Origin of the sequence: Paenibacillus sp. CH40 (assembly GCF_024213605.1) — a bacterium.
Taxonomy (GTDB): Bacteria; Bacillota; Bacilli; order Paenibacillales; family Paenibacillaceae; genus Paenibacillus; species Paenibacillus polymyxa_B.
This window is the reverse complement of sequence record NZ_JANAVQ010000001.1, coordinates 219,642-235,829: the sequence shown is the minus strand read 5'-3', so window position 1 is coordinate 235,829 and position 16,188 is coordinate 219,642. Positions and strand designations below refer to the sequence as shown.

General features: G+C 46.7%; 12 protein-coding genes and 1 pseudogene. 3 read left to right on the top strand and 10 right to left on the bottom strand.

The genetic code is table 11. The annotated features are described in order from the left end of the window. Nucleotides 1–17: 17 nt before the first annotated feature. Nucleotides 18–2,012, bottom strand: a complete 1,995-nt coding sequence (locus tag NLX73_RS00950) for an ABC transporter substrate-binding protein (RefSeq protein WP_254325130.1) — start codon at nucleotides 2,010–2,012, stop codon at nucleotides 18–20. Nucleotides 2,013–2,191: 179 nt separating this feature from the next. On the opposite strand from NLX73_RS00950, the gene NLX73_RS00945 reads away from it, so the two are divergent. From NLX73_RS00945 to NLX73_RS00935, 3 genes are all read left to right on the top strand, one after another. Further along, nucleotides 2,192–3,457, top strand: a complete 1,266-nt coding sequence (locus tag NLX73_RS00945) for a VWA domain-containing protein (protein ID WP_254325129.1) — start codon at nucleotides 2,192–2,194, stop codon at nucleotides 3,455–3,457. A 269-nt stretch (nucleotides 3,458–3,726) separates the two neighbouring features. Further along, entirely contained in the window at nucleotides 3,727–5,070 is a 1,344-nt protein-coding gene (locus NLX73_RS00940; protein WP_254325128.1) for an amino acid permease, read from the top strand. Nucleotides 5,071–5,077: 7 nt separating this feature from the next. Next, on the top strand, nucleotides 5,078–6,232 hold the full coding sequence (locus NLX73_RS00935; RefSeq protein ID WP_254325127.1) for a VanZ family protein: 1,155 nt from the start codon (nucleotides 5,078–5,080) through the stop codon (nucleotides 6,230–6,232). A gap of 134 nt (nucleotides 6,233–6,366) precedes the next feature. On the opposite strand, the gene NLX73_RS00930 is transcribed toward NLX73_RS00935, so the two are convergent. From NLX73_RS00930 to NLX73_RS00890, 9 genes and pseudogenes are all read right to left on the bottom strand, one after another. Beyond that, nucleotides 6,367–7,020 carry a nitroreductase family protein gene (locus tag NLX73_RS00930; RefSeq protein ID WP_254325126.1) on the bottom strand — a complete coding sequence of 218 codons (654 nt, stop codon included), beginning with the start codon at nucleotides 7,018–7,020 and terminating at the stop codon, nucleotides 6,367–6,369. A gap of 318 nt (nucleotides 7,021–7,338) precedes the next feature. Further along, nucleotides 7,339–8,100 (bottom strand): annotated as a pseudogene (locus tag NLX73_RS00925) (transposase); the annotation flags it as partial. A 100-nt stretch (nucleotides 8,101–8,200) separates the two neighbouring features. Beyond that, nucleotides 8,201–8,383 (bottom strand): 4-oxalocrotonate tautomerase DmpI, encoded by a 183-nt coding sequence (dmpI, locus tag NLX73_RS00920; RefSeq protein ID WP_254325125.1) that lies wholly within the window; start codon nucleotides 8,381–8,383, stop codon nucleotides 8,201–8,203. A gap of 44 nt (nucleotides 8,384–8,427) precedes the next feature. After that, nucleotides 8,428–8,820, bottom strand: a complete 393-nt coding sequence (locus NLX73_RS00915) for a MarR family winged helix-turn-helix transcriptional regulator (protein WP_025718154.1) — start codon at nucleotides 8,818–8,820, stop codon at nucleotides 8,428–8,430. Nucleotides 8,821–9,102: 282 nt separating this feature from the next. Next, on the bottom strand, nucleotides 9,103–10,479 hold the full coding sequence (gdhA, locus tag NLX73_RS00910; protein WP_254325124.1) for an NADP-specific glutamate dehydrogenase: 1,377 nt from the start codon (nucleotides 10,477–10,479) through the stop codon (nucleotides 9,103–9,105). Between the two features lie 381 nt (nucleotides 10,480–10,860). After that, nucleotides 10,861–12,252: a threonine synthase gene (thrC, locus tag NLX73_RS00905; RefSeq protein ID WP_254325123.1), complete on the bottom strand. Its 1,392-nt coding sequence runs from the start codon at nucleotides 12,250–12,252 to the stop codon at nucleotides 10,861–10,863. Nucleotides 12,253–12,467: 215 nt separating this feature from the next. Then, nucleotides 12,468–13,811 (bottom strand): TldD/PmbA family protein, encoded by a 1,344-nt coding sequence (locus tag NLX73_RS00900; RefSeq protein WP_254325122.1) that lies wholly within the window; start codon nucleotides 13,809–13,811, stop codon nucleotides 12,468–12,470. A 3-nt stretch (nucleotides 13,812–13,814) separates the two neighbouring features. Next, the gene (locus tag NLX73_RS00895; protein WP_254325121.1) at nucleotides 13,815–15,209 is read right to left on the bottom strand and encodes a TldD/PmbA family protein; all 1,395 of its coding nucleotides are present in this window, start codon (nucleotides 15,207–15,209) and stop codon (nucleotides 13,815–13,817) included. A gap of 440 nt (nucleotides 15,210–15,649) precedes the next feature. Further along, a complete protein-coding gene (locus tag NLX73_RS00890) occupies nucleotides 15,650–15,955 on the bottom strand; it encodes a hypothetical protein (protein ID WP_254325120.1) in 306 nt (101 codons plus the stop codon). Nucleotides 15,956–16,188: the final 233 nt, after the last annotated feature.

The window sequence follows — 16,188 nt, the reverse complement described above, 5'->3', positions numbered from 1 at the left end:
TTTGATTACCATTTGGATTACTGAGTTACATTTTTCAGAACATCGTCGATCATTTGACTGTTTGCAATTGTACCTGTATACAACCAGCTGGAATCCTTACCAAAATCGTATACATGGCCTTCTTTAACGGCTGGAATTCCCGCCCATACAGGATCTTTTACAATATCTTCTTTACTTACGTTTTTGCTGTTCACGATAAAGATATAATCCGCATCCAGCTCGGCTAGCTTCTCAAGCGATAAATTACTCCAGTTCGCCTTAGCCGTTTTGGAAATCTCCTGTACGACTTGTGGAATCTTGAATCCCAAATCCTTATACAATACATCACCGCTGGATAGATTCTGGTTTACGACATACACATTTTTATCCGTTACCCACAATGCAGCCGCAGTTTTTTGTCCTACCGTCTGACTCAGCTTGGCTTTAGCCTCTGCTGCTTTTTTGTCGTAGTTGCTCAATGCCTGCTTCGCTTCACTGCTCTTATTCAGCACCTCACCCACGGTCAGCAGCTCTTGACGCCAATCATTGTTCATATTAGTGCCTACCACGTAGGTTGGAGCAATTTTAGAGTATTGATTATATTTGTCGCCTTCCACCATGCTCGCACTGTCCATAATGATTAAATCAGGTTTGAAGTTCAGAACCGCCTCAAACGGAAGATCTGAAGCAATGGTAGGAACGTCCTTCAGTTCTTTTTGCAGGTAACCTTGAACTGAATTTTTGCCTACCGACCATTGGGCTACAGGTTTGACCCCCAGCGCAACCAGATGATCCTCCAGATAAGAAGCGATCACACGCTGAGGCTGAGCCGGAATTTTCACCTCATGACCAAGTGCATCCTTCAGCACCCTTTCCTGTGATGTTGGTTCCGCTGATGTTTTATTGGTCCCTTGCGAAGCGCCATCGGTTGCCGTAGGACTTGATGTGCCTGAGCACGCGCTGAGCAGCAGGGTAAAACTAAGCAATAAAATAAATGCCATGGAATGCTTTGCGTTACTATTCATTCGTAAAATCCCTTCATCATGATTTTGATAATGATTATTATCCTCAATAACAGTATGCAGGGCGCCACTTATCGAATCAATGGAACATTCAGACATGCTTAATGGATTATCCAGACTGGTATCTCTCACAAAAGCAGATGAATATAGGCTGTCCCGGTAATGAACCGGGGATACACCCGTATATTTTTTGAATGCCCGGCTAAAGAAATAGACATCCGGGTACCCCACACTGACAGCGATATCCTGCAAAGTCGCATCCGTCTTCCGCAAAAGCTCCTTCGCCTTGTCCATTCGCAGTTGAATCAAGTACATAATCGGGCTACAATCCGTTTGTTTTTTAAATAACCGGGTCAAATGTCTCGGACTGCATTCCAACAATCCGGCCAAACGTTCCAGCGTTACGGACTCCGCATAATGATCCTGCATAAATCGAATCGCCTGTGTCACGATATCACGCGTAGAAGTTCGAGCCTTCGGTTCCTGCAATTGCCGTATACATTCATATGCAAAATCATAGAACCGACCCTGAGCCTGAATCTTGGATAGCGCCTCTTGATCCTGCCATGCTTCATCCAGTAGTTGCAGCTTTTGATACAGTATAACCGGATAGGGCGGTATAAAACCATGAGCTATCGAAGGATGATTATACACCGTATGTCCAGATAGAGAAGTCGCTTTATATAGTACAAGGATATATTCAATCCCGCATTGCGAGGGTTTCATATTCAGTTCAAAGCCTTTGCTGCCATGCAGTACGTACCCTGAATGTGGCGTATCCTTCCAATCACCATCCAAACGCACGCTACCCTGCAATACAAATACAAAAGCCTGCGCTGGAAGACGATACGGTTGAAGCAACTCTTCCGGCTCCAGTCGAATATGCCGGACATCCATGACACGGATCGACGAATGGAGCCATAGGGACAGCAGTTTGTTTAACTCATCAGCTTCATGTCCCTTGCTCATCCCGATATAGGAACCTGCCTGCTTTTGCCGATCCTGCTTCACGTATCAAGCCTCCGCTTCATAAATATCATACTTTTTTTCCAAATCAACCTCATTATATATCATCTTTTACTGCCTCTACCATGAGACAAATATTCCTGCACGAAACAAGGTGTATATACCATTTCCATGGTACAATTTGTATAAATACAAGATTTAAAATACATAGGGGGTTTGACAGCATGAGCAGTCCCAACATTGCATTGAGTACAGGAGCTAATGCACCATTCGGTAAGGAAGATACGGTGCGGGTCACCATTACATGGAAGCATGCACCTGCCGAACTGGATGTTAGCTGTTTTATGGTAGGAGCGGACGGAAAGGTTTCCTCAGATGACTATTTCGTTTTTTACAATCAACCCGCTGACCCGCACGGCCATGTACGGTTACAGCGTCCAAATGACAGAACCACTGAGTTTACTGTAGCGCTCCAGGAACTGGAACGAACCGGGGTGGAAAAATGTGTGTTTGCGGCCACACTGGACGGCCCAGGTACTTTTGCCGATGTGGTCGGCTGCTCAGTTACTGCTCAAGGCAAGCAATCCCATATCACCTACAGCATCACCGAAGCCACCAGTGAGACATCGCTTGTGTTGGCAGAGGTGTATCGTCATACGTCTGGCTTTAAGCTTCGCGCAGTTGGGCGTGGTTTCAACGGAGGACTAAAGCCGCTCGCCGAGGCTCACGGTGTCACCGTGGAGGAGACAGAATCGCCAGCAGCACCGTCAGCGGATAAAGCCGGCGTGAAGGAGCCTTCTCCTGTGAATGGAAGAATTAATCTGCTTAAACAGAAGGTACAAATTTCACTCCAAAAGAAGCAGATAGACCGTGAAAAAGCACGAGTAGCGGTTGTATTCGATGCTTCTGTTTCTATGTTCAAATTGTACACGGGTGGGACGGTGCAAAAAGCCTGCGAACGTGTGTTGGCTGTAGCCGCCTGTATGGATGACAATGGTGAAATGGATGTATGGTTTTTTGCAGACAAAGCCAAGCGTGCTACAAGCGTCACAGAGAGGAATTTCGAGAATTACATTCATATGAATTATGCTGAGCCTAGTGAAGATAGTGAGCTAGGGTGGGGAAATAACGAACCAGAAGTCATGAAGGATATCATACTAAAATATACAAAAGAAGATCCCAACGATATAATCCCGACCTACATTATCTTTTTCAGTGATGGAGGTATTTATGAACAGAAAAAAATAGAACAACTGCTGATTAAAAGCTCAAGCGCCCCGATTTTCTGGCAATTTGTAGGTCTTGGTCAAGCCGATTACGGAATCCTTCGAAAGTTGGATAAGATGCGCGGCCGCGTAGTGGATAATGCAGATTTCTTTGCCTTGGATGACTTCGACTCGGTGACGGACAGCGAATTATACGACCGTCTGCTGAATGAGTTTCCTGGTTGGCTCAAGCAAGTGCGGGCTAAAGGAATATTGCGGAGCTAATCCTTCACCGCAATGCGATACTCCTACATGATCACTTAAATATCCACCGAGCAGAGCAATAAAGGCAGAATGACCGCAGATAGAGCAATCATCAGCGCCAGCATTCTGCCTCTGTTTTCTTCAGTTTGTCCTCTATCGATTTCAATCTCCCTACCAGATCCTATTTCTTTCATTTCCTAATTGGATATTTTCATGTAGTATAAGTCTAATTGAAGTAACCCTGTTTGGGCTATGCTGAAGCTATACACTATATGAAGGAGGATTTCATATTGAAATCAAATGAAGCAACTTTGCACAAAAAGCTGCTCCCACGGCATATTACCTTTATGGCTATGGGTGGAGTCATCGGAACGGGAATTTTTAAAGGAAGTACCGAAACGATTAGCTTGGCGGGACCTGGAGTTATTTTATCCTATGTCTTCGCGGGACTCCTGCTCTTGGTCGTTATGGGCGCAATTGCCGAGATGGCTACCGTCTATCCCAACATGAATATGAAGGATTTTATTCGCAAAGCTTTTGGAGAACGACTGTCCTTTATTATCGGCTGGTTGTATTGCTTCATGTGGCTGGCCGTCTGTATCATTGAGGTCATTGCTGCGGGAAGCTTCCTGCAATATTGGTTGCCAGATGTTCCTCTATGGGTACTCAGTTTAGTGAGTGCGGCTTTCATTATTGTCGTCAACATGCTGAGTGTCGGCGGTTTTGGGGAGCTAGAATTTTGGCTTGCGGGTATTAAGATTGCCATGATTATTATCTTCATCGCCTTGGGTGGCTGTATACTGTTCGGGATTATTCCCACTGAAACTCCACCTTATCTAAGCAACTACGCGCAGCACGGCGGATTTCTCCCCAATGGCTGGCTCGCTATCTTTTCAGCGCTGCTGGTCGTTACCTTTTCATACGGCGGGTCCGAGCTGATTGGACTGACGTTGACGGAGACAGAAAATCCGGAAAAGGTACTGCCTAGAGTGGTTAAAAGCTTTATTCTTCGCGTTGTTTTGTTCTATACGTTACCGATTCTCATCATTTGTGGCTTGATTCCCTGGAACCAACTGGATGCGGATACTAGCCCGTTTGTACAGGTATTGTCTTCCGTAGGGCTTCAAGGCTCAGCTCATGTCATGAACTTTATTCTGATCACCGCTGTACTGTCTGCCGCCAATTCGGGGATTTACGGGGCTACACGTATGCTGCATTCGCTCGCTGTCAATGGAGAAGGTCCCAAATCACTCGCCCGCGTATCTTCTAATGGGGTTCCGGTGAATAGTCTCAAATTGTGCGCTGTAATCCTGATTGTCGGTTCCATGGTTGCTTATATCGCTCAGGACGGGCTGTTCCGTATTTTGATGGCTGTACCTGGCTTTGTCGTGCTGCTCGTCTGGAGCTGCATTTGTCTGTCCCAATTGAAATTGCGCAAATCTTATCCAGTGGAGCCTACTTTCAAGATATGGGGATTCCCTTATGTAACGGCGGTTACAGTGGGATGCCTATGGGTAATTGCGTTCCTGTTCTTGCTTGACCCGCAAAATCGCATCAGCATTAGCGTGTGCGTGGCTTTCATGGCATTTCTAATCATCTGGTCTTTGGTGAAATTCCGGAGAAAGCAGGCGTAAGCAGCACATGATTCAATCGTATCTATTTCCTGTTTCGTATGCCTTTCTTGCGTTTCCTTTTGCTGCCTTATTGTTTACACTGCCTTTTCTAATCGTGCAATATCGCAGGCATGGCTATATTCACAAGGCTAGAGCATGGCTGCTTTACTTGATGCTTTTATACTTGATGAACGCCTTCTTTCTGGTCATACTCCCACTTCCGGCATCGCGTCATAATGCTGCACTAGCTGGGGGGGCGTTACAATTGATACCCTTGCAGTTCGTTCATGACATTATAAGAGAAACATCCGTCTCACCCGCCCATCCCTCCAGCTATGTTCATTTGCTGAAGGAGCGCGCTTTTCTGCAAGTCGTTTTTAACGTTGTGATGACCGTGCCTTTCGGTATGTTCTTACGTTATTATTTCCGTGCACGATGGGGATGGTGTCTGATTCTGTCCTTTATCCTCTCCCTCTTCTTTGAGGTGACGCAGCTGACAGGACTGTATGGATTTTTTGACCATGCGTATCGCGTGTTCGATGTGGACGATCTATTGGCTAATACCTTGGGCGGTATGCTAGGCTTTCTATTAGGCGAATGGTTTTCACGCTTCCTGCCCCGCTTGGAACATCTGGACAAGCATGTGGACATGGCAACGAAGCGAGTGTCCTATACCCGACGGGGCGTAGCCTTTTTCATGGATTCTATCATTTGGACCGGGCTGCTCGGCATCATGGAGTCTCTGCATGTTCCTGCTGCTTTCTGGGTTTCCAGTGGGGTCTACTTTATGGGGGTCCCTTACCTGACGAATGGACGAACTCCTGGGAAATGGCTGGTGCGTATTCATCTTACAGGAACGGGACAACGGATTTCCCTGTGGGGGCTCATCAAGCGTTACAGTCTCTTGTATTGGTTGTATTTTGGACTTAATTACGTACTGGGTGGACCCGTGCTGTGGTCTCAAGTCTCTCCATGGGTAAGTGTTCTGATCAGCCTTTTGTTGTTGGTGATGAATGGATGGTTCTTTTTCCATCTGGTCATACGTCTAATCAAGAAAGCCCCGTTATTTTATGAGGAGCTTAGCCATACTTCGCACCAAATTATATGGCCCAAGCATTATCATCATCCTCAGAATGACACCGCTGATCCGACAGAGCCGCCGGGAGCAAATACCGTGACATGATAACCGAAAGACTGAGAACGTGATAAGCACCCGCGATCTACGTTGCATCTAAGCAAATAAAAAAACAGGCGAAGCAAAGGATTTCCTTTGTCCGCCTGTTTTTTATTTTGCGCATAGATATTAGTTCGTTTCCCTTATTTCCACTGTGCAATTTGATCAATAGGCAATCGTGTGGACGGATGACCCTCGTTGATTCCTTTACCCATGGAAATGAGCATAACAGGGACATAACGATCTTTTTCCAGACCAAAGGCTTCAGCAATTTGATCCTTTTCAAAACCGCCAATAGCGTTAGTATCATAACCATGAGCGCGCGCTACCAGCATAAGCTGCATGGATACCAAACCACCGTCAATCAGGACCGTTTCTTTGTTCACAACTGGATCAAGCGCTGCAAAATGAGCTGCCACTTTTTCCTGTTGCATTTCTTTAATGTCTTTTGGCATATAGCCCAGTTCTACAGCTTCTCCGAAAATTTGTTCAAAATTATCAAAGTTATTCAAATCCCCAAATACAGCGATCACTGCTGAAGATGTTTCTACTTGACGTTGGTTGAAACGGGCCAATGGTGCCAGTGTAGCTTTACCTTCAGGGCTGTCAATGACGAGGAAACGCCAAGGTTGCAGGTTAATGGAAGATGGTGCGCGTGTAGCTTCTGTCAAAATCTCTGTCATTTCCTCACGGCTGATCTTCACGGACGGATCATATACTTTTACAGAACGGCGTCCCAGGGCGATTTCTTTAAAATCATTCGTTTTTACTGTACTGGATGTATTCGTATTATTCATTCCAATCTCTCCCACTATAAATTAATATTTTCTCATGTTTTCTCACTCGTTCTTCGGTTTTCAGCCATTGACATATCGAGCACTGGAGAAGTCATGTAAGGATGTCATTATTTTCCGGAAGAGCCGGTGGCAGGATAGAGGTTGAGACATTTTTCCCAATCTATGGATCGACTTCTATAATCGCACCTTGGATATCCACTCCTGACTCTTGACGGCTTACCCTCCCATTGCCCTTATGGAAATGATTCCTGCGGCTGCTCCGTGCTTCCTTTGTCTCTGCTTATTCCTGTCCGATGAGAAACATGAATCCGGTTTTTCTTAAGCTGTCTTCTGTAACTGGGCCTCACGTACTGGCCCTAAAACGTCGTTTGCATCGTACCGAACTTGCTTGGTGCCGAGCGTGTGAAGAACGCGAATCAGCTTCCCGCACAACGCTACAATCGATTGCTTTTTCTTCAGTGGATTCTGGCTTCGTTTGGTAAAGTATTGGTGCAGTGCCTTAAACTCCGCATTCTTCGCCACCATGAGCATCACGGCCCGAAACAGTAGCGCTCTTGGCCTTGCGCGTCCTCGTTTGGTTATACTGGATTTTCCTTTTTTCTTCCCCGAGCTGTTCTCTTTGAGATTCAGTCCGGCCAGCCGTATAATCTGCTGTCCATGCTCGTAACCCCTTAGATCCCCCACTTCCGCCAGGAACCCCGCCAAGGTGACCACAGCCACGCCTGGCACAGTGAGCATCTCTTTCGTTCCTGGGATTTGTGAGAGTAGACGTTCCACCTCGGTTAGAATCTCTTCGAGCTGTCTGGCGAACATGTCGTACTGTTCCAGAAGTGTTTTAATCTCTATTTTTGCTGCTGGAAGTCCTTCGGTCAGACCGATGGAACTTCTCGCCGTTTCCACCAGTTGCCGGGCTCGCTTCACGTCTTTCTTCCAGCGCTGGACGATGGCTTCTGCACCTAATTCTACGATCTCACCTGGCGTTGGAAACTCCTGCAAGGTAATGCGCGAAGCTTTCCCTTCCCAGTCTTTAAATACCTGCGTGTACTCTGGAAAAAAGCGATCCTGCCAGTTCTGTACCCGTGCATACAGGAGGCGCTTTTTTTGTTCAAATCTCAAATTAATTCATTACAGAAATGGCTCCTTACCTTAAAAATGAATGAACCCACTTCATCTTCTGACATTAGCGATCAGATAATAATTTTCCTCCCAAACCAATGTTTTCTTTTTCGCTTTCCCTAATCAAAACAATAAAAGCCGACTCGGGTACATTCATTATGGTTGAAGCTGATGTGGTAAGTTCAGTGACCAACGATCTTTTTTGTTCTTTATTTAATTTGCCTGCTTCAATAGTAATTACTGGCATGTAAATTCCTCCTTGTTTCCCCTATGGGTATAATGTAATTGGGGTCAGTCCATATCGGATATATGACTATTCATTACTTGCAGCATATCAGCTAGTTGGTGCCGCTGGGTCTCATCGAAGCTCTGTAGCAGCTGAGCTACAAACTGCGAGCGCTCCTGCTTAAAGATGACAATGCGTGCACGCCCATAATCGGTCAGGCTTACCAAGGTAACCCTGTTGTCCTCTGGCTTCGTGCGTCGTGTGACCATAGCTGTCGCTTCCAGTTGTTTCAAATGGCGCGTTACGGCTGCAGCGTCAATGCCAACCTCTTTTTGCAGCAGAGTTTGACTAATCTCCTCCACTTGATACAACTTGCACAATAACTGCAATCTGGATGCGCTGACTCCTGCGCAACGCTCAAACTTGGAGCTAATCTGCTTGTTCAGCAACAACAGCATGTCAAAAATATACTCAGGCTCGGATGGTGTCTGGGTGATATCAATCTCTCCTCCCTTAAGCATATCGCTGGGCTTCGTGATCCGACCTTTGATCCATCAATTATTGATCTATCAAGTAATATACATCCTCTTTAAAAATAAATCAAGTCCCTGAGAAAAATAAAGTGCTCTTTGCAAATAAAAGCTGAGCGACTCGCACAAGAGCCGCTCAGCTTCAATTTAACTTTATTAGCTTACTTAGAAATCATCATGCAATAGGAGATAAGAAGATGTTCCGTTGTGCTAAATAATCCCGTGGGACAGCATTGCGTCGGCCACACGCACAAATCCTGCGATATTGGCTCCGACAACCAGATTGCCCGGCACGCCGTATTCCTCGGCCGCCTTCACGCTGTTAGCATAAATATTTTTCATAATATCATGCAGCTTGGCATCCACTTCCTCAAAGGTCCATGACAGGCGCATGCTGTTCTGCGACATTTCAAGCGCTGAGACCGCTACTCCGCCTGCATTGGCTGCCTTGGCTGGTCCAAACAGAACTCCATTGTCCAAAAACACTTCAATGGCCTGTAGCGAGGATGGCATATTGGCACCTTCGCCTATAGCTTTTACGCCATTACTTACCAGCAGCTGGGCTGCTTGCTCGTCAATTTCATTCTGTGTGGCGCATGGCAGTGCGATGTCGCATGGGATCGACCAGATCCCCGAACAGCCTTCTGTATAGATTGCGCCTGAACGCTCTTGAGTATACTCACTAATCCGCAGACGATTCACTTCTTTCAGCTGCTTCACCAGCTTCAGATCGATACCGTCTGGATCATAGATGTAGCCATTCGAGTCACTACATGCCACGACTGTAGCACCGAGCTGCTGTGCTTTTTCAATCGCATAAATAGATACGTTCCCCGAGCCGGACACGACGACGCGTTTTCCTTCAAAGGACGATCCCTGAGCCTGCAGCATCTCGTTTACAAAATATACACAACCGTAGCCAGTCGCTTCTGTACGTGTGAGACTGCCTCCGTAATGAATCCCTTTACCCGTCAGGACGCCACCTTCATGTCCTCCGCGAATCCGCTTGTACTGCCCGAACATGTATCCGATCTCACGTCCGCCTACACCAATATCCCCTGCCGGAACGTCGGCATCTGGACCTATATATTTATACAACTCAGTCATGAAGCTTTGTGTAAAACGCATCACTTCGTTATCTGATTTCCCTTTGGGATCAAAATCCGAGCCGCCTTTACCACCACCGATGGGAAGACCCGTCAATGCATTTTTGAAAACTTGCTCAAAACCCAAAAATTTGACGATTCCCAGATATACAGACGGATGGAAGCGAAGTCCACCTTTATAAGGCCCTATCGCACTGTTAAACTGCACGCGGAAGCCACGGTTGACCTGTACAACCCCTGCATCATCCACCCAAGGTACACGGAAGGTAATGACTCGCTCCGGCTCCACTAGCCGTTCCAGAAGCCCCTGCTGCATATACTTAGGATGCTTAGCCAATACCGGAATTAGCGAATCCAATATTTCCTTGACGGCCTGATGGAATTCATTCTCATGAGGATTGCGCGCGATAACCTTCTCAAAAACGGACTGCACATATTCGGCTGCTGCTTGTTGACTCTGCTCTGGACGGATCATGGTCATTTTTTTAATACACCCCTTTTATAATTAGCCCCTCTGTTAAATGACGGAACGACTTTATTCTGCACCTTCGAGAGTGGAACTTTATGTATTCATAAAATTTAGTTAACTATACATGATTTTTTATAATAATACATCTAATTCGCCTATAAAAAATTTTTGTATCCTTCATTAAATAACTCTATGAACCTCTCATTGTCTGTTAGTTTCCTAAAGCTAAATCCCTTGATTCACGGGCTTTTCTCACGATTTCTAAGGCCCTAACACCTTACCCTACATGGCATTATAATGTGAACAAATTGAAACTAAAACATACATTATGTCTGGAATATGGAAATAAGAAAAAGAGGCTGCGCGCAGGGCGTAGCCTCTTTTCCCATTCTTTTACACATAAAAGGCTTTAAGCTGACGCACAATTTCTGCCTCGTCATGCTCTACCACCTGCTGATGCTGCGATTTGGAGAACAATTGTTCAATTTGCGCCGGGAACTCCTGCTTGATGTCCACCAGACGGATGGCTTCATCAAATTTGGCCGGATGCGCTGTCGCAAAGGTCACACATACTTCGTCCGCGCCATTATACGCCTCATACGCGGCAATACCGCATGCCGTATGGGGGTCGAGCAAATAATCGTATTCGGCCTTATATTTTTTGATTAGTTCCAGACACTGCTCATTCGAAGCACCGAGCGCTTCAAAATCCTGCTGTACCCGTTTCAAATCCTCTGCACTGATCACAATCCGTCCCTCGGTTTTGAGGTTATTCATGTATTCAGATACCTTGGCTGCATCTTCTCCAAGGAAGTAATACAGATATCTTTCGAAATTGCTCGCCACCTGAATGTCCATCGAAGGACTGTATGTGCTTTTGAAGTCGCCTGGCTTGTATTCGCCAGTCTTCACGAAGCGCTCCAAAATATTATTTTCATTGGTTGCAATGATCAGCTTATGGATCGGCAAGCCCATTTTCTTCGCAAGAAATCCGGAAAAAATATTGCCGAAGTTGCCAGATGGCACACTGATATTGATTTTTTTTGTACCCGCAGACTCCTGCGCCCGGAAATAAGCATAGAAGTAATATACGGTTTGCGCCAAGATACGCACAAAGTTAATCGAGTTAATCGCCCGCAAATGATGTTTAGCTTTGAAATCCAGATCGGCAAACAGGTCCTTAATGACCTTCTGACAATCGTCAAAGTTCCCTTTTACGGACAGATTCAATACATTTTCATCGTCAACCGTCGTCATTTGCAGCTCTTGTACCTTGCTCACCTTTTGGTGTGGGTGCAAAATACAGATTTTAATGCCTTCCTTGCCACGCACACCCTGAATCGCCGCTGCCCCGGTATCGCCTGAGGTTGCACCCAAAATGTGAATGATCTCATTCTGCTTTTTGGACACGTAGGAATAAAACTCACCCATAAATTGCAGCGCCACATCCTTGAACGCAAACGTAGGTCCGTGGAACAGCTCCAAAATAGACAGAGAATCATTGATCTTCTTCACTGGCGTAACTTCTGGATGACGGAAGCTCGCATAACTGCGCTCCACTAGCTGCTCCAAATCTTCACGAGGAATCTCATCATTGATATACAGCGCAAAAACTTCCAGCAGCAGCTCTCTGTAGCTCAATGTTGCCCATTGCTCCAGCGTAGATGCCGACACGGTCGGAATCTGCTCAGGTACCATCAGACCTCCATCGTCAGCTAACCCCATGAGCACGGTATCAATAAATCCCTTGGCTTCTACTCGACCTCTAGTGCTTATATATCTCATATACATCCCCCAATAAAAATTCAATTCGAACCTTTTTTCGAATATATTATTGTCTATAATACCCTGTCGCGGTGCTGTAACCAAGCCTTTTTTTCATATTTCAAAGACTTTCTCCTACTTTACCATACCTCGATGCATCAGGCATCTGTCATCGCTAAGCAATTAAAACGTCAGGAACAGCCCGTGAGTCTGAAAAAAGAAGGCTGCTCCAGTCATTAGGAACCTGAAATCGAGAGTGCAGCCAGCTTGAGCGAAGGCGATGTGCAGCTTCCCGTAAAACGCAAATCGTTGCCTACTTCCTCTACCTGTTGCAACACATCAAAGAAGTTGCCCGATACGGTGATCTGATTGACTGCTCTGACCACTTGCCCCTGTTCAATCCAGTATCCCAGACAAGCCAGCGAAAAATTACCGGACGCCGTATTCGTACCCGCATGCAGCCCCTGCAGCTCGACGATCATCAACCCGCGATCCGTCTTGCGAATCATGTCCTCCAACGTAGACGTCCCTGGTTCCACATACAGATTATGATACGACACACCGATTTTACCGTTATAGCTTCCCTTGGAAGCATTAGAGGTACTTTCCACCCCAGCCTTACGGGCTGTCTTGCGGTTATGGAAATACGTCCGTAGTTCCCCGTCCTTGATGATCTCGTTACGATGAGTTGCGCTGCCTTCGGCATCAAACGTACTGCCTGCGGGAACGTTCTCCATCAGCGGATCATCAATCAGCGTAATACGCTCACTTGCCACCTTTTGCCCTAGTTTCCCAACTAATCGCGAAAAGCCTTTATCCACCGACTCCGCTGAAAATACCGACGTATACGCAGCCAGCAATTGCGCTGCTGCATCATGACGGAAAATGACCGGATAGTTATCCGATTGGATCGTGTGCGCACCCAGCTTGGAAACAGCCTCTTTTACGGCTTTACGCGCCACATCCGCAATATCGATTTCTTCCACACTTCGCAGCGAATAATCATGCCAACCCCCGGTAACGGTCTCGTCATGATCTGCTGCAATCACATACACATAAGCGCTCGCCAGACTTTTGCGACGATGGCAGTGCAGTCCTTTTGTATTTACTATCAAAACCTCATTTTCACGAATGCTGACCGAGCAATGCCGAGCCATCACAATCCTTGGATCTGCGGCAAGCGCTGTGCGCTCCATTTCTAGCGCCGCTTCAATCAGAATCTCAGGAGCGGTGTCGGCCAACGCTGAGGTATAGGCAGGCTGCTCAGGATAACTCTCAGAGCCTGCGAACAGCTCATCCTGCTCTTCGCTCTCCAATATGTCCGCGTTGCTTCGTGCTTCTTCCAATAAAAAGTCGATCACGTCCGGTTCCAGCTTCTCCGTAGAGGCATAGCCCATTTTCCCGTTAATGACGCCCCGGAAGGAAAGTCCACCGTTCTCCACGATGGTATATTGGTCAATTTCTCTCTTCAGTACCTTCACCGAGGTAGAACGTCCATTGACATAGTAGATTTCCATATCCGCGTAGCCGATTTCCCGGCCTTTTGTGAACAACGCTTCCTGAAATTGCTGAATATTCATCGCCTATTCCCCCTTCCGTCCGCCGACGGTCATTTCGGACACGCGAATTGTCGGCTGTCCGCAGTTGACCGGAAGACTTCCGCTGACCGAGCCGCACATCCCCTGACCATGATCCAGATTGTTGCCGACCATATCAATATTTTGTAGGGTTTCAATCCCTTTGCCGATTAGCGTTGCGCCTTTGACCGGCTCGGCAATTTTGCCGTTGCGAATCATGTACGCCTCTTCAACCGCAAAATTAAACTCGCTGGTCGAGGTATTCACCGAACCGCCGCCCAGCGATTTGGCATAGATCCCGTACTCCGTATTTGCAATGATCTCTTCACGGGTCGAATCACCATTCGCAATAAACGTGTTGTTCATACGGGACGCAGGCGAAAATTTATAGGACTGTCTTCGTCCTGACCCTGTCGCAGGTACACCCATCTGGCGCGAGCCCATGCGGTCGATCAGATATCCTTTTAAAATACCGTTCTCGATCAGTACGTTGCGCTGTGTCGGCGCTCCTTCATCATCGATATTGAGCGAGCCCCACGCGTTCTGAATCGTTCCATCGTCTATAGCCGTGACAAGCGGTGAAGCCACCTGCTGCCCGATCTTATTGGCAAACACTGAGGTTCCATGAGCCACCGCCGTAGATTCCAATCCGTGTCCACATGCTTCGTGAAAAAGAACGCCGCCGAAGCCATTCTCAATCACGACAGGCAGTCTGCCGCTAGGTGCATATCCCGCTTTGACCATCGTGGTCGCAATACGAGCGGCGTGTCTCGCATTTTCTTCGATATTCAGATTCTCCAAGAATTCAGTCCCTGCATACGCTCCCGGCCCACGGAAGCCAGATTGTCTATGCTCCCCATCAGTCGCAATCGCGCTTATTCTCATACGTGTATACGTACGGGTATCCTCCACCAGTAGCCCGTTACTATTGGCGATCAGCACGTTCTGGATCGAGTTGCTAATCCCAATGGAGGTTTGCGTAATGGAAGGATTGTATTGGCTTGCCGCCTCATGCGCCCGTCTCATCATGTCGATCTTGGCGCGTTTCTGTGAACCGTCAGGAATGATCGTAATCGGATGTTGGTTAGGGATCGCATGGGGGTGGAGTGTAATGGTGTGTGTACCTGGTGCTCCACCTCCGCGAATGGCCTTGGCGGCCGATTTGGCCAGTCGGATCAGGCTCTGGTCGCTCATATCACTGGTGTAGGCATACACCGAAAAGTGCTCCTTCATGATCCGAATACCAATCCCAAAATCCCGGCCTGACAGCGCCGTATCCACGACGCCCCCGGTCATGCCCAGTTGTCCATTGGTACGGTCCTCGACGAACACCTCTGCAAAATCTCCGCCCGTCTCCAGCGCGGCTTGCAGCATATCCTGAATCTGTGTTGGATGTATCATCACGTTCCTCCTCGTTTTTGCCATGTTTCTTATTGTACGGTTAAACGTTCAAAATCTTATGCGGGTTCATGTTTATTTCCCATAACTTTACTATACATGATCTTGGGAGTGGGTGTAACTATCTGGGTGGCGAGTGGTTTGGAAGGAGTGAAGATTTATGCGCGGGGATGGAGGGATTGAAATGAGAAAACCCGATCAGACTGTGAAGGGTCATGTCGGGTTTCTTCATTGAAAAAGGATTTAGTAGCTGGATTGAGAACGTATGTGCATTTAAGACCGCTAGGGGGACGATCATTCTTTCGATCGCTGTAGCCTCCAGATCTTCAACTGTATTTTAATGGCGAAAATCCAGCGGCGGTTATGCTAACGAAGCAGCTTTCTTACGGAAAGCTTTCAGCCGAACGCTTCGGTTCTTCAGGACGGCTTTGTTCCCTCCGCTGCTATGCTTGGGTTTGCTTCATTTTGTTCGCCAAAATACTTTTTTTCAAACGAACTTTAAACAATTCCCTGCGAAGGTCCAGTTCCATGATATTAAGATGGTCGGCTGCTTCTTTGACGGTTTCCATGTGAAGTACGCTTGCCTTTTGAGAAATAATAGCTAGCGCATCCCAAATGAGCTTTGTGCATGTTTTAAGTCTCTCTATGTGTTCATCTTCCTGCTGTACCAAACTTTCGTATTGCTCAGTAGTATTTTCAGATGGTTTCGTATGTTCCACGCTCTTTAGTATCTTGGGTAGAGTATCCAAGTTATCATCTCCTTTTTATTCAAAGTGTAGCAAAGGATGATGCTGGATGTGGTACGTGGATACGTAACAATGAGAGAATAATAGAGAATCGAATAGAACAATATATCAGATGATCGTATCTCTCAATAATAAGGAATTATGACCAGGCGTGGAATGTACATGACTAAAAGACCTAGTATACTACTAGGTCTTAGAACATGGAATTTAAGTAACTTCACAGTAGCGCTCAATTA